The following is a 13,511-nucleotide window of genomic DNA, read 5'->3' on the forward strand; positions in this document are numbered from 1 at the left end:
CCCACCCACCAGGCGACCCGAGCATCCCCCGCCGAATCCCACCTCACTCCACCCACCGTCCGCCGATCAGGAAGTTGGCGGCGGCAAATCAGACAGCACTCCCGGTCAACCTCATGATCGCCGGAGCTGCCGCCAGTTCGACTATGTGGCTGCATCGGAGCACTGGGGTTACCGCCACCCCGGCGAGATGGAGTTGATCATCGCGTTGATCGCCACTCTCCCCCGACGCGGCCTCCTGACGGGAACGCGAGAATCATGCATAATATCCCTTATGCATGACAAACCGGACGGAACGGTAGGCGCTCTGATCGAGGAGTTCCTGACTGCCCGGGCCACCCGTAAGCCCTCCCCCCACACACTGGCCGCGTACCGGAGGGATCTGACCACTGTGGCCGAGCTGGTCGCGGCCGACGGTGACGCCTCTCCCCTGCACCTACCGGTCAGCACCCTCTCCCCCAAGGTGATGCGCACGGCGTTCGCGCGGTTCGCCGCTCCCCGTGCCGCCGCGTCGGTCCATCGTGCCTGGTCGACGTGGAACAGCTTCTTCACGTTCCTGGTCGCCGAGGGTGTCGTACCGGGGAATCCGATGCCGGCGGTGGGGCGGCCCCGCACGCCGCTCCCCCGGCCCAAGCCGCTGCGGGGCGAGGACACCCCCGAGGAACTGCTGGCAGCGGTGGCCCGGGCGGAGGGCCGGCAGCATGATCCGTGGCCGGAGCGCGACCTGGCGGTGCTGGCGCTGGCGTTGTGCGCGGGGTTGCGGCTGTCGGAGCTGCTGGCGCTGCGGGTGTCGTCGGTGGCCGGGCGCGACGGCGAGCGGCGGGTGGACGTGGCGGGTAAGGGCGGGCGGCCGCGTACGGTGCCGATCGAGGACGCCGTGGACCGGGTGCTGGCGGGTTATCTGGACAGCCGGCGGCTCCGGTTCGGGTCGCGCAGTGTGCGGCCGGATTCGCCGTTCCTGGTGGATCGTCAGGGTGAGGCGTTGCGTCGGGGTGGGCTGCAGTACCTGGTGGAGTCGTGTTACCGGCGGGCGGGTATCGGTGACCGGGTGCCTCGGGGTGCGCGGTTGCACGCGTTGCGGCACACGTTCGCGACGCGGTTGGCGGAGGACGGGGCGAGCGCGGCGGAGATCATGCGGTTGCTGGGGCATGCGTCGTTGGCGTCGTCGCAGACGTACATCGAGGTGACGGCGGGTCAGCAGCGGGCGGCGGTGGCGGCGAACCGTACCAATTGGGCGTTGTCGGGGTTGGTCAAGCGATAGCTGTCAGGCCGAGCTGGTCGGCGACGTACGACAGGTGGTGCGACGTTGCCCAGGCGATCCATTGGGTGGCGGTGCCGGGGCCGGCGTGGCGGGAGGCGCGCAGGGCGATCTGCTCGTCGCCCCAGGAGAAGTGACGCCCGGTGCGCGGCCAGTGGTCGGCGGCTACAAGGGCCTGGCAGATGTCGTAGATGCCGGTGTTGCCGCTGCCCTTGCCGTCGCGCGGCGCACGGTAGGTCCACCAGGCGTCCTGGTGGGTGTAGCGGATGTTGGGTGCTGGCCCTCGGGGTCCGGAGCCGGCGCCGGGGTAAGTGACGCCGTAGTCGGCGAACTGGATGTCGTGGTCCTTGAGCCGCTGCCAGAGGTCGAAGTCCCGCCTGCGGAGCGGGATGGCAGTGTGGGCTGGTACGTGGGAGATCGTGGCGGGCATCGCTCCGGCGGCGACGACGACCGCCTTCCAGGGGTGGCGTCCGGCCCACACGAGGTGTTTGCGGACAAGGGGTTCGGCTGTCGTGAGGTGCCGGTCGGATGCCACCTCGGCGACGTCGATGACGAGGGTGCAGTTCTCCGGTTGCAGTTCGGTGGCGGATAGGACGTGGCTCAGTCGTGCGTCGGTTTCGGTGTCGTCCGGTTCGGTGTGGTCGGCGGTGAGCCGGAGAACGCCACCGTAGGGCGCGGCGGAGTAACGGACGTCGGCCAGTTGTGCGGGGGTGTCGTTCAGGTGGGCGACGGGCAGCGCGGGGATCCCCCACGGATGCAGGTCGTCCGCGATGTCCCGGAGTGGCCGACGGGTGCCGGTGGTGGGCTCGGGGAGGTGGCGCACGTCGACGGCGATGACCATGTCACGCGGGATGCTGTCCTGTGCGCGTTGACTGAAGGTGCATGCGTCAGTGATCGGACCGTGCTTGGAGGGTGGCAGGTCGAAAATCGGGAGGATGTGTGGTGCGAGTTCGTCGGGGACGTGGCTGACGGCCTGGAGTTCGGCTTGGCGTCCCTTGAGGATCGGGTGGTATCCCGTCATTCGCATCGCCCCACACGATTTCGACGACAGTCACTTACGTCGATGGTCCACGTTCTGTGTCCGATCGACAACCATGCGTGTTCATATTGATTGGGGGCGGGCGGATGCGGGTGGGTGCGGCGCGGTCGGTGGCTGTCGGGTGGGTGCGGGAGCGGATGCGCGCGGATCCGTCGATCGAGGGGGCGTTCTTCAGCGGGTCGACTGTGGGGTTGCCGGACGACGCGGTGCTGCCGGCGTGGTCGGACGTGGACGTGTTGCTGGTACGCCGGGAGCCCGGTGTGAAGGTGGGCAAGTTCGTGCACCGGGGGGTGTTGCTGGAGGTCAGCACTGTCACGTGGGCGGAGTTGGGCGGCCCGGAGGATGTGCTGGGGTCGTGGGTGTTCGCGCCGATGTTCCGTACCGATGGGGTGATCGCGGATCCGTCGGGGCGGCTGGCCGCGGTGCGGGAGCGGGTGGCGGCGGGGTTCGCGGATCCGGTGTGGGTGCGGGTGCGGTGCGCCGGTGTGCGGCGGCGGATCGAGGCCGGGTTGCGGGCGGTCGACGCCGGACCGCCGACCGCGGAGCAGGTGCTGGCGTGGGTGTTTCCGACGTCGTTGCTGGCGGTGTGGCCGGCGGTGGCGGGGTTGGCGGATCCGACGGTGCGGCGGCGGTACGTGCGGGCGGAGCGGGTGTTGTCGCGGTTCGGGTTCGCGGATCGGTACGCGGGCCTGCTGGACACGCTCGACGGTGGCGGTGTGGGTGTGGATGCGGCGCGGGTGCGGGAGCATCTGGCCGGGTTGGCGGTGGTGTTCGACGAGGCGTCGCGGTTGCCGCGGGAGGGGTTCGCGTTCGGGGCGGATCTGGGTGCGGCGGGGCGTCCGGTGGTGTTCGACGGTGCGGCTGAGCTGATCGAGGCGGGGCGGCATCGGGAGGCGATGTTCTGGGTGCTGGTGACGTACGCGCGCTGTCATGTGGTGTTGGGCCAGGTGGCGCCGGAGCGGGAGCAGGCGTTCGGGGCGGTGCTGGCGGATCTGGGTGTGGCGTCGGCGGCGGATCGGCGGCGGCGGGCGGACGCGGTGCTGGCGGCGTTGCCGGGGTGGCAGGTGGTGGTGGATGCGGTGGCGGCGGAGGTTGTGGCAGGCTGAGGGGGAACGCGACTGGCGGCACGGGGATGGGTGAACCATCGGGGAGCTCGTCGCGGGGGTCGACCGCCTGGGCCTCCGCGGGCGAGGTGTCGTATGTCTTCTGCGCGGTTGTTGCCGGGTGCGCCGGTGGCGGAGCAGGTGTTGTCGGAGGTCGCCGCGTCGGTGGCGGAGCTGCGTGCGGCGGGGGTGACGCCGGCGCTGGCGACGGTGCTGGTGGGTGACGACGACGCGAGCGCGGGTTATATCCGGATCAAGCAACGGCAGGCGGCGGAGCTGGGTTTCGTGTCGCCGCACGTGCATCTGGCGGCGTCGGCGTCGCAGGCGGATCTGCACGCGGTGCTGGCGGATTTCAACGCGGACAAGACGGTGCACGGGGTGCTGGTGCAGTATCCGATTCCGGGTCATCTGGACTACGACCGGGCGTTGGCGGAGCTGGATCCGGACAAGGACGTGGACGGGATGCATCCGGTGAACATGGGCCGGCTGGCGTTGGGGTTGCCGGGTCCGTTGCCGTGTACGCCGGCGGGGATCGAGGCGTTGCTGGCGTTTCACGGTGTGCCGGTGGCGGGCCGGGAGGTGGTGATCCTGGGCCGGGGTGCGACGTTGGGCCGGCCGTTGGCGATGTTGCTGGCGCAGAAGCGGCCGACGGCGAACGCGGCGGTGACTGTGGTGCACACGGGGGTGGCGGACTGGCCGCGGTACACGCGGCGGGCGGAGATCCTGATCGCGGCGGCTGGGGTGCCGGGGATCGTGCGGCCGGAGCATGTGCGTCCGGGTGCGGTGGTGGTCGGTGGTGGGGTGCGGTACGAGGGGCGGCGGTTGCTGCCGGACGTGGACGAGTCGTGTGCCGAGGTGGCGGGTGCGATCACGCCGCGTGTGGGCGGGGTGGGTCCGACGACTGTGGCGATGTTGTTCCGTAACGCGGTGGACGCGGCGCGGCGGCAGAGCGGGCTGGGCTGAGCGTCAGCCGAGGTCGACGACGAGGGGCCGGTGGTCGGAGATGGTGGCCAGCGGTGTGTGGACGGCGGTGACGGGTGGGAGCCGGTCGAGGCCGTGGCGGTCGGCGAGGATGTGGTCGAGTTGGACGCGGGGTTGCCCGGCCGGGTAGGTGGGGCGTCTCGCGAGGGGCCGCCAGCGGGTGAGCGCGGCGGCGGGTCCGGCGGGCAGGTTGAGGTCGCCGAGCAGGATCCGGGGTGCGGGCAGGGTGCGCAGGACGCGGACGACGCGGCGTAGTTGCCAGACGTTCCAGCCGGGGACGAAGGACAGGTGGGTGGCGGCGACGGTGAGGGGGCCGTGGGGGGTGTCGAGGACGGCGGCGAGCACGACGCGGGGTTCGTCGCGGAGCAGGACGAGTCCGCCGCCGGGGCCGGGTGCGTAGATGGGTGAGCGTACGGGTGCGGCGCGCAGGCGGGTGACCTGCCAGGAGCGGACGGGGTGGCGGCTGATCAGGCCGATGCCGTAGAGGGGTTCGCCGTGGCCGTCGTCGTCGTGGGTGAGGGGGCGGAACTGTTCGCCGGGGGTGCCGACGACGGCGGCGGCGAAGTGGTGGTGGTCGGCGTGCAGGGCGCGGGCGGCCACGGCGGTGAGGTCGAGTTTGCCGCTGCGGGTCTGGTCGCGGTCGACTTCCTGGAGGGCGAGGACGTCGGCGTCGAGGTCGGTGACGGCGGCGGTGAGCCGGTCGGGTTCGACGAGCCCGTCGGTGAGGGATCGGCCGTGCAGCAGGTTGAAGGTGGCCAGGCGCACCTGGACACCCTACGTCGTCGTGGGAGTCTTGCCGGGTGCTGAAACTGCTGTGCTGTTCGATGCTGGTGTTCGTGGCGGTGGGGTCGGTCGGGATGTGGTTGCGGCGTCGCCGGGGGCGGTGAGGCTGGCCACAGGTGGCCTTGTCGCTGGTGGCGGCGTGGGCAGAATGCGGCGGTGGATGCCCTGTCGTTGACGACGTTGCTGACCGCTGCCCTTCTCGCCGGGTGGGTGGACGCGGTGGTGGGTGGCGGCGGTCTGTTGTTGTTGCCGGCGTTGCTGGTGGCGGCGCCGGGTGTGCCGGTGGCGACGGCGTTGGGCACGAACAAGCTGGCGGCGATCTTCGGTACGTCGACGGCGGCGGTGACGTATGCGCGGCGGACGAAGCTGGACTGGGCGGTGGCGGGTCCGGCGGCCGGGTTGGCGGTGCTGACGGCGGGGCTGGGTGCGGCGCTTGCGGGTGCGGTGCCGGGTAGCGCGTACCGGCCGGTGGTGCTCGTGGTGCTGGTGGCGGTGGCGGTGTTCGTGCTGGCGCGGCCGTCGCTGGGGGTGGTGGCGTCGCCGCAGCGGCGGACCCCTCGGCGGGTGGTGGTGGCGGTGGCGGTGGCCGGTCTGGGCATCGCCCTGTACGACGGGTTGATCGGGCCGGGTACGGGGACGTTCCTGGTGTTGGCGTTCACGGCGATTCTGGGTTCGGATTTCGTGCACGCCTCGGCGATGGCGAAGGTGGTCAACGCGGGCACGAATCTGGGTGCGCTTGTGGTGTTCGGGTTGACCGGGCACGTGTGGTGGGCGTTGGGTGCGGCGATGGCGGTGTGCAACGTGGTGGGGGCGGCGGTGGGCGCGCGGATGGCGTTGCGGCGGGGTGCCGGGTTCGTGCGGGTGGTGCTGCTGGTGGTGGTGCTGGCGCTGGTGGCCCGGTTGGGTTATGACCAGTGGATGGCGGGCTGATCGCGGTGGCGGTGCGGGCGGAGCACGACCGGGCGGTGCTGGCGGGTCTGCTGGGCCGGGATCCGGTGTTGCACGCGTACCAGCTGGGTGATCTGGACGATTTCTTCTGGCCGTACACGTCGTGGTTCCGGCGTGGCGACCAGGTGGTGTTGCTGTATCACGGGGTCGAGTTGCCGACGTTGCTGGCGTTCGCGGCGCCGGATCGGGTGCCGGACCTGGCGGGGTTGCTGGCGGAGGCGGCGCCGGTGTTGCCGGCGCGGATGTGGGCGCACCTGTCCCCTGGTCTGGAGGCGGCGGTGGGCCGCTGGTTCGTGGTGTCGGAGGCGGCGGCGCATCACCGGATGGCGTTGACGGATCCGGGGCGGCTGGCGGCGGTGCCGGCGGTGGGTGAGCCGTTGGGGCCGGCGGACGCGGCGGAGCTGGCCGGGTTGTACGCGGTGGCGTATCCGGGGAACTGGTTCGATCCGCGGATGCTGGACACGGGCCAGTACGTGGGGGTGCGGGAGAACGGCCGGCTGGTGGCGGTGGCGGGGGTGCACGTGTTCTCGCCGCGCTGGCGGGTGGCGGCGCTGGGGAATGTGACGACGCATCCGGACGTGCGGGGTCGTGGTCTGGGCGCGGGTGTGGTGGCGGCGTTGTGCGCCCGGCTGCGCGCGTCGGTGGATCATGTGACGTTGAACGTGCGGGCGGACAACGCGGCGGCGGTGCGGCTGTACGAGCGGCTGGGGTTCTCCCGGGTGGCCGGGTTCACCGAGTGCGCGTTGACGTCAGCGGCCGCGGCTGGGTGAGTCGAACCGGCCGGCGCGGATCTCGCGCAGGGCCCGGCGGCGGGTGTCGCCGCGCAGGGTGTCGACGTAGAGGCGTCCGCGCAGGTGGTCGGTCTCGTGTTGCAGGGCGCGGGCGAGGAAGCCGCTGCCGGTGACGGTGAGCGGCTCGCCGTGCTGGTCGTAGCCGTGGGCGGTGGCGTGCAGCGCGCGGGGGGTCGGGAAGTACAGGCCGGGGATGGACAGGCAGCCCTCCTCGTCGTCCTGGAGTTCGTCGGACAGCTCCAGCGTGGGGTTGATCATGTGGCCGCGGTGGCCGTCGGCGTCGTAGACGAACACCTGGGTGTTGACGCCGATCTGGGGTGCGGCGACGCCGGCGCGGCCGGGCGCGCCGAGCAGCGTGTCCATCAGGTCGGTGACGAGGGCGCGCGTTTCGGCGTCGAAGCTGGTGACGGGTTCGCTGGGGGTGCGCAGCACGGGGTCGCCGATGATCCGGATCGGGCGCATAGTCATGCCCGGAAGGCTATCCGTTGCTTACCGGTTTCCGGTGTCCGGTGGGGTGTCGAGCAGGCCGGTGCCGGCGATGCGGTCGCGCAGGGGGCGGCGGCGCAGGGCGTCGAGGACGGCGTACAGCTCGTCGGCGAGCGGCACCGGCAGTTCGGTGTCGAGGTGGCGCACGGCGGCGGTGGTGGCGGCCCATTCGGCTTCGACGGCGGGCAGCAGGGCGCGGGCGCGGTCGGTGAGGGTGACGATGCGGTGGCGGGCGTCGGCGCCGGGGCGCAGGTCGACGAGGCCGGCGCGGCGCATCTGGGCGACGGTCTGGCTGGCGGCGGAGTGGGTGACGCCGACGCGGGTGGCGAGGTCGCGGATGGGCAGCGGCCCGTCGGCGACGAGCGCGCGGACGACAGGTGAGTAGCGGGGCCGGTAGTCGGTGAGGCCGAGCCGCTGGTGGACGGCGGCGACGTCGCCGTCGAGGACGTCCAGGACGTGACGTAGCAGGGTGCCGAGGGCGTCGCGGTCGGGGGCGGTCACGTCCACTAATGTAACAGCGCTGTTGTATCTGACCCGGGGAGGCGACTGATGTATCCGCCGATCGAACCGTACGCGCAGGGGATGCTGGACGTCGGGGACGGGCAGCGCGTGTACTGGGAGACGTGCGGCAACCCGGCCGGCCGGCCGGCGCTGGTGGTGCACGGCGGGCCGGGTTCGGGTGCGGGCGCGTCGTGGCGGCGGTTGTTCGACCCGGCCGCGTACCGGATCGTGTTGTTCGACCAGCGTGGCTGTGAGCGCAGCACTCCCCCGGCGTCGGAGCCGTCCACCGACCTGTCGGTGAACACCACCGGGCATCTGCTGGCCGACATGGAGGTGCTGCGCGCGCATCTGGGGATCGACAGGTGGCTGCTGTGCGGCGCGTCGTGGGGGTCGTCGCTGGCGCTGGCGTACGCGCAGCGGCACCCGGATCGGGTCAGCGCGCTGGTGCTGTTCAGCGTGGTCGCCAACACCAGCCGGGAGATCGAGTGGGTGACCCGGGACATGGGCAGGGTGTTCCCGCAGGAGTGGGCGCGGTTCCGTGACGGGGTGCCCGAGGCCGACCGTGACGGTGACCTGTCGGCGGCGTACGCGCGGCTGGTGAACGATCCGGACCCGGCGGTGCGGGAGCAGGCGGCGCGGGACTGGTGTGACTGGGAGGACGTGCACGTGTCGCTCGCCGGCGGGTTCGCGCCGGATCCCCGGTTCGACGATCCGGTGTTCCGGTACGGGTTCGCCCGGCTGGTGACGCACTACTTCGCGAACCGGGGTTTCCAGCCGGACGGGCAGGTGCTGCGCGACGCGGGCCGCCTGGCGGGCATCCCGGGGGTGCTGGTGCAGGGCCGGCTGGACGTCAGCGGCCCGCCGGACATCGCGTGGCTGCTGACCCGGGGCTGGCCGGACGCGCGGCTGGAGATCGTGGAGTCCGGCGGTCACGGCGGCGGGCACGGCATCGGCGAGCGGGTCGTCGCCGCCCTCGACGAGTTCGCCGCCGCCGGCTGAGCCGCCGCGCACGGCTGCCACCGCCCGCGCAGCCCGAGCCGCCGTGCACGGCCGCTACCGGCCCGCGGAGCCGCCGCGACAAGCCGGGCCGCCGCGAGAAGGCCGGGCCGCCGGGTGCCGGCCCGTCAGCCGGCGAGCAGGGCGCGGATCGGGGCGGCCTTGGCGGCGGCCTCGGCGACCTCGGCTGCCGGGTCGCTGTCCCAGGTGATGCCTCCCCCGGCCCACAGGTGCAGCAGGTTCCCGTCGGCGGCGGCGGTGCGGATGGTCAGGCCCAGGTCGAGGCGGTCGGGGCCGACCCAGCCGAGCGCGCCCATGCTCGCGCCGCGCCCGACCGGCTCCAGCGCGCCGATCTGCGCCAGGGCGGCGTGTTTGGGCGCGCCGGTGACCGACCCGCCGGGGCAGACGGCGCGCAGCAGGTCGGCCAGGCCGAGGCCGTCGGCGGGCGCCGCCGACACCGTCGACTCCGCCTGCCACAGGTCACACCAGCGGCGTACGGCGAAGAGCTCGTCGACGCGCACCGAGCCGGTGCGGGCGACGCGGGCGAGGTCGTTGCGTTCCAGGTCGACGATCATGACGTGTTCGGCGCGTTCCTTGGCCGAGGCGAGCAGGTCGCGGCGCCCGGCGGGGGTGGCAGGGCGGGTGCCCTTGATGGGGCGGGTGACCAGCCGGCCGTGTTCGACGGCGACGAGGGTCTCCGGGGAGGCGCAGCCGAGCGTCCAGCCGGGGCCGTGCAGGGTGCCGCCGTAGCGGGCGCCTGGTAGCGCGGCGAGGCGGGCCAGCGCGGGGCGCGGGTCGCCGGTGTAGCCGGCGGCGGCGTGGCCGACGATGTTGACCTGGTAGACGTCGCCGCGGGCGATGGCGGCGCGGACCGCGCCGACGGCGTCGGCGTGCGCGGCAGGGGTCCAGCTGTCCCGCCAGTCTCCGAGCCGCCACGGTGCCGGCGCCGGTGGCCGGGGCGGCGCCGGGCGGTCGGTGTGGTGGTAGACGACCACCACCAGGTCGGGCAGCGCCGGCGCGGGGCTGGGCGCGCCGGGCGACACGCCGATGGCGTACGCGCCGGCGGCGGCGGACAGGTACAGCGCGGCGCCGCACACGCCGGCGCCGGGGTCGTGGTGGCCGGGCCGGGACAGGTCGGCGCGGTCGATGCCGTGTGCGGCGAGGAAGCGTTGTGCCAGGTCGGCGGGGTCGCCGCCGTCGCCGATTCGCCAGTGCAGCCGGGCGGTCTCGACGAGCCGGCGGCGGCATCCGGGCGGGGCGCCGGGTGCATCGACCTCCACCTGTGGGAGCGCTTCCACGACGTCCGGGCCGTTACGGGTCATCCGTTCAGCCCATTCTGGGTGAACAAGACGCATCCTTGCTCGATACCGCGCAGTTTCGCTTGGTACTGTGCGTCACTGGTCATGTGAACCATGACACAGTGCCCCCACAGTCCGGAGAACCCGATGTGTCAGCACCAGCCCACCTGCCCCTCCGCCGACGCGACCGACCGAGAGGCCGCCCGCGTCCTCGCCTGCTTCCCTGAGCAGGGCTGGAGCCTGCTCTGCAACGGTGTCATCGTCTTCGAGGACACCGGTGAGCTGCTCCCCGACGGGCGCACCATCGCCCCGCACCGGGGTCCGGCCCGCCACGCCCTCGTCGCCTGAGCGATCACGCAGCGTCAGTGAGCGTACGTGCCGGTCATGACCGTCCGGCGCACCGGCCGGGGCGGCGAAAGCACACCGCCCCGGCGTCAGCCGCTCAGTCCTCGAACGCCTCCGGCGCAGGACACGAGCAGACCAGGTTCCGGTCGCCGTACGCGCCGTCGACGCGCCGCACCGGAGGCCAGTACCGGCCCGCCCGGTCCACACCCGCCGGGTAGGCGCCCACCGACCGCGGGTACGGGTGCGACCACTCGTCGGCCGACACCATCGCCGCGGTGTGCGGCGCGTTGGACAGCGGGTTGTCCCCCGCCGGCCACTCCCCCGAGCCGACCCTGTCGATCTCCGCCCGGATCGCGATCATCGCGTCGCAGAAGCGGTCCAGCTCGGCCAGGTCCTCGCTCTCGGTCGGCTCCACCATCAGCGTCCCGGCCACCGGGAACGACATCGTCGGCGCGTGGAAGCCGTAGTCGATCAGCCGCTTCGCCACGTCGTCGACGCTCACACCGGTCGCCTTGGTCAGCGGACGCAGGTCCAGGATGCACTCGTGCGCGACCAGGCCCTTGTTGCCGGCGTACAGCACCGGGAAGTGGTTGCGCAGCCGCGCCGCCACGTAGTTCGCCGCCAGCACCGCCACGCCGGTGGCGCGGGCCAGCCCGTCGGCGCCCATCATCCGCAGGTACGCCCACGGGATCGGCAGGATCCCCGCCGACCCGTGGTTCGCCGCCGAGATCGCCGGCCGCCCGTCGGCGCGCGCACCGAGGGGGTCACCGGGCAGGAACGGCGCCAGATGCGACCGCACCGCCACCGGCCCCACACCCGGGCCGCCGCCGCCGTGCGGGATGCAGAACGTCTTGTGCAGGTTCAGGTGCGACACGTCCGCCCCGAACCGGCCCGGCTTGGCGAACCCGACCAGCGCGTTGAGGTTCGCGCCGTCGACGTACACCTGCCCGCCGGCGTCGTGGACCTTCGCACACAACTGGGCGATGCCGGTCTCGTAGACGCCGTGCGTCGACGGGTACGTCACCATGATCGCGGCGAGCGCGTCCCGGTGCTTGTCGATCTTCGCGTCGAGGTCGACCAGGTCGACGTTGCCGTCGGCGTCGCAGCCGACCACCACCACCCGCATGCCGGCCATCACCGCCGACGCGGCGTTGGTGCCGTGCGCCGACGACGGGATCAGGCACACGTCACGGTGGCCCTCGCCGCGCTCCCGGTGGTAGCCGCGGATCGCCAGCAGCCCGGCCAGCTCACCCTGCGACCCGGCGTTGGGCTGCACGCTGACCGCGTCGTAGCCGGTCACCTCGGCCAGCCAGCCCTCCAGCTGGCCGATCAGCTCCCGGTACCCGGCGGTCTGCGCGTCCGGCGCGAACGGGTGCAGGTGCGCGAACTCCGGCCAGGTGATCGGCTCCATCTCGGTGGTGGCGTTGAGCTTCATCGTGCACGACCCCAGCGGGATCATGCCGCGGTCCAGCGCGTAGTCGAAGTCGGCCAGGCGGCGCAGGTAGCGCAGCATCGCCGTCTCCGAGTGGTGGCTGTGGAACACCGGGTGGGTGAGGAAGTCCGACGTGCGGGCCAGCCCGGCCGGCAGGGCCGCGTCGACGTCGCCGTCGAACCCGTCGACGCCGAACGCCGCCCACACCGCCTGAAGGTGCGCGGCCGTGGTGGTCTCGTCGCAGGACACGCCGACCCGGTCGGCGTCGACCAGCCGCAGGTTCACGTTGCGCTCGGCGGCGGCGGCCACCACCTCGGCGGCGCGGCCCGGCACGGTCGCGGTGACGGTGTCGAAGAACGCGACGTCCGCGACCCGCACGCCCCCGGCGCGCAGCCCGGCCGCGAGCCGCGCCGCCGCCTCGTGGGTACGCCGGGCGATGGCGCGCAGCCCGTCCGGGCCGTGGTAGACGGCGTACATGCCGGCCATCACCGCGAGGAGCACCTGGGCGGTGCAGATGTTGCTGGTCGCCTTCTCCCGGCGGATGTGCTGCTCACGGGTCTGCAACGCCAGCCGGTACGCCGGGTTGCCGTCGGCGTCGCGGGACACCCCGACCAGGCGGCCGGGCAGCATCCGCTCCAGGCCCGAACGCACCGCCAGGTAACCGGCGTGCGGCCCACCGAAGCCCATCGGTACGCCGAACCGCTGGGTGGTGCCCGCGGCGATGTCGGCGCCGATCTCACCCGGCGGGCGCAGCAGCGTCAACGCCAGCAGATCCGCCGCGACCGTCACCAGCGCGCCCACCCCGTGCGCCGCCTCGACCAGGGCGCGGTGGTCCCGGACCGCGCCGGACGCGCCCGGGTACTGCAGGTGCAGGCCGAAGAACTCCGCCGGCAGCTCGTCGCGCTCGACGTCGACCACGCGCACCTCGATGCCGAGCGGCTCGGCGCGACTGGCGATCACCGCGACGGTCTGCGGCAGCGCGTCGGCGTCGACCACGTACACCGGGCTCTTGCTCTTGGACGCGCGGCGGGCGAGCGTCATCGCCTCGGCCGCGGCGGTGCCCTCGTCGAGCATGGAGGCGTTCGCGACTGGTAGCGCAGTGAGGCCGGACACCATGCTTTGGAAGTTCAGCAGCGCCTCCAGCCGGCCCTGGCTGATCTCCGGCTGGTACGGCGTGTACGCGGTGTACCAGGCGGGGTTCTCCAGCACGTTGCGGCGGATCACCGCCGGGGTGTGCGTGCCGTGGTAGCCCAGGCCGATCATGGACACGGCGACGGTGTTGCGCGACGCGAGGGCGCGCAGCTCGGCGATGGCCTCCCGCTCGCTGGCCGGGGCGGGCAGGTCGAGGGTGCCGTGCCAGCGGATCACCTCGGGGATCGCGGCGTCCATCAGCTCGTCGACGGAGCCGTAACCGACGGTGTCCAGCATCCGGCGTTCGTCGTCGCGCCCGGGGCCGATGTGCCGGTCGGCGAACTGCTCTGCGGTCATGCGCTGCGCTCCTTGGGTGGGGCGAGGTCGACGGGTCGGCCTCCCCCTGAGTCGCGCTGACGCGC

Annotated in this window: 13 protein-coding genes and 1 riboswitch; of the genes, 7 read left to right on the plus strand and 6 right to left on the minus strand. The window is 72.9% G+C overall.

Annotated features, from left to right (window positions below):
- The first annotated feature begins 271 nt into the window (after positions 1-271).
- Positions 272-1,258, plus strand: a complete 987-nt coding sequence (locus CLT75_RS07900) for a tyrosine-type recombinase/integrase (protein ID WP_209310288.1) — start codon at positions 272-274, stop codon at positions 1,256-1,258.
- On the opposite strand, the gene CLT75_RS07905 is transcribed toward CLT75_RS07900, so the two are convergent.
- Positions 1,248-2,282 (minus strand): beta family protein, encoded by a 1,035-nt coding sequence (locus CLT75_RS07905; protein WP_135240186.1) that lies wholly within the window; start codon positions 2,280-2,282, stop codon positions 1,248-1,250. The two genes, CLT75_RS07900 and CLT75_RS07905, sit on opposite strands and share 11 nt — an antisense overlap.
- A 122-nt stretch (positions 2,283-2,404) precedes the next feature.
- Here CLT75_RS07905 and CLT75_RS07910 point away from each other — a divergent pair, with 122 nt between their 5' ends.
- Both CLT75_RS07910 and CLT75_RS07915 read left to right on the plus strand, forming a co-directional pair.
- Positions 2,405-3,400, plus strand: coding sequence for a hypothetical protein (locus CLT75_RS07910; protein WP_486485090.1), 996 nt, complete (start codon positions 2,405-2,407; stop codon positions 3,398-3,400).
- Between the two features lie 5 nt (positions 3,401-3,405).
- A riboswitch (ZMP/ZTP riboswitch) is annotated at positions 3,406-3,480 on the plus strand.
- A 13-nt stretch (positions 3,481-3,493) separates the two neighbouring features.
- The gene (locus CLT75_RS07915) at positions 3,494-4,360 is read left to right on the plus strand and encodes a tetrahydrofolate dehydrogenase/cyclohydrolase catalytic domain-containing protein (protein WP_135240188.1); all 867 of its coding nucleotides are present in this window, start codon (positions 3,494-3,496) and stop codon (positions 4,358-4,360) included.
- Between the two features lie 3 nt (positions 4,361-4,363).
- On the opposite strand, the gene CLT75_RS07920 is transcribed toward CLT75_RS07915, so the two are convergent.
- Entirely contained in the window at positions 4,364-5,143 is a 780-nt protein-coding gene (locus tag CLT75_RS07920) for an endonuclease/exonuclease/phosphatase family protein (RefSeq protein WP_135240189.1), read from the minus strand.
- A gap of 174 nt (positions 5,144-5,317) precedes the next feature.
- On the opposite strand from CLT75_RS07920, the gene CLT75_RS07925 reads away from it, so the two are divergent.
- Together CLT75_RS07925 and CLT75_RS07930 are read left to right on the plus strand one after the other, a co-directional pair.
- Positions 5,318-6,091: a sulfite exporter TauE/SafE family protein gene (locus tag CLT75_RS07925; RefSeq protein ID WP_209310289.1), complete on the plus strand. Its 774-nt coding sequence runs from the start codon at positions 5,318-5,320 to the stop codon at positions 6,089-6,091.
- Complete coding sequence (locus tag CLT75_RS07930) at positions 6,076-6,879, plus strand: GNAT family N-acetyltransferase (RefSeq protein WP_135240190.1); 804 nt, start codon at positions 6,076-6,078, stop codon at positions 6,877-6,879. The genes CLT75_RS07925 and CLT75_RS07930 overlap by 16 nt, the downstream gene beginning before the upstream one ends.
- On the opposite strand, the gene def is transcribed toward CLT75_RS07930, so the two are convergent.
- The gene (def, locus tag CLT75_RS07935) at positions 6,859-7,368 is read right to left on the minus strand and encodes a peptide deformylase (protein WP_135240191.1); all 510 of its coding nucleotides are present in this window, start codon (positions 7,366-7,368) and stop codon (positions 6,859-6,861) included. The two genes, CLT75_RS07930 and def, sit on opposite strands and share 21 nt — an antisense overlap.
- Before the next feature lie 21 nt (positions 7,369-7,389).
- Positions 7,390-7,887 (minus strand): MarR family transcriptional regulator, encoded by a 498-nt coding sequence (locus CLT75_RS07940; protein WP_135240192.1) that lies wholly within the window; start codon positions 7,885-7,887, stop codon positions 7,390-7,392.
- 48 nt (positions 7,888-7,935) lie between these two features.
- On the opposite strand from CLT75_RS07940, the gene pip reads away from it, so the two are divergent.
- Complete coding sequence (gene pip / locus CLT75_RS07945; RefSeq protein WP_135240193.1) at positions 7,936-8,886, plus strand: prolyl aminopeptidase; 951 nt, start codon at positions 7,936-7,938, stop codon at positions 8,884-8,886.
- Positions 8,887-9,011: 125 nt separating this feature from the next.
- Here the strand turns inward: pip and CLT75_RS07950 are convergent, their stop codons facing one another.
- The gene (locus tag CLT75_RS07950; RefSeq protein ID WP_135240194.1) at positions 9,012-10,205 is read right to left on the minus strand and encodes a chorismate-binding protein; all 1,194 of its coding nucleotides are present in this window, start codon (positions 10,203-10,205) and stop codon (positions 9,012-9,014) included.
- 123 nt (positions 10,206-10,328) lie between these two features.
- Here CLT75_RS07950 and CLT75_RS07955 point away from each other — a divergent pair, with 123 nt between their 5' ends.
- Positions 10,329-10,529, plus strand: a complete 201-nt coding sequence (locus tag CLT75_RS07955; protein ID WP_013286363.1) for a DUF5999 family protein — start codon at positions 10,329-10,331, stop codon at positions 10,527-10,529.
- 94 nt (positions 10,530-10,623) lie between these two features.
- On the opposite strand, the gene gcvP is transcribed toward CLT75_RS07955, so the two are convergent.
- The gene (gene gcvP, locus CLT75_RS07960) at positions 10,624-13,446 is read right to left on the minus strand and encodes an aminomethyl-transferring glycine dehydrogenase (RefSeq protein WP_135240195.1); all 2,823 of its coding nucleotides are present in this window, start codon (positions 13,444-13,446) and stop codon (positions 10,624-10,626) included.
- Between the last annotated feature and the right edge of the window lie 65 nt (positions 13,447-13,511).

The organism is Micromonospora sp. CNZ285, from assembly GCF_004637285.1.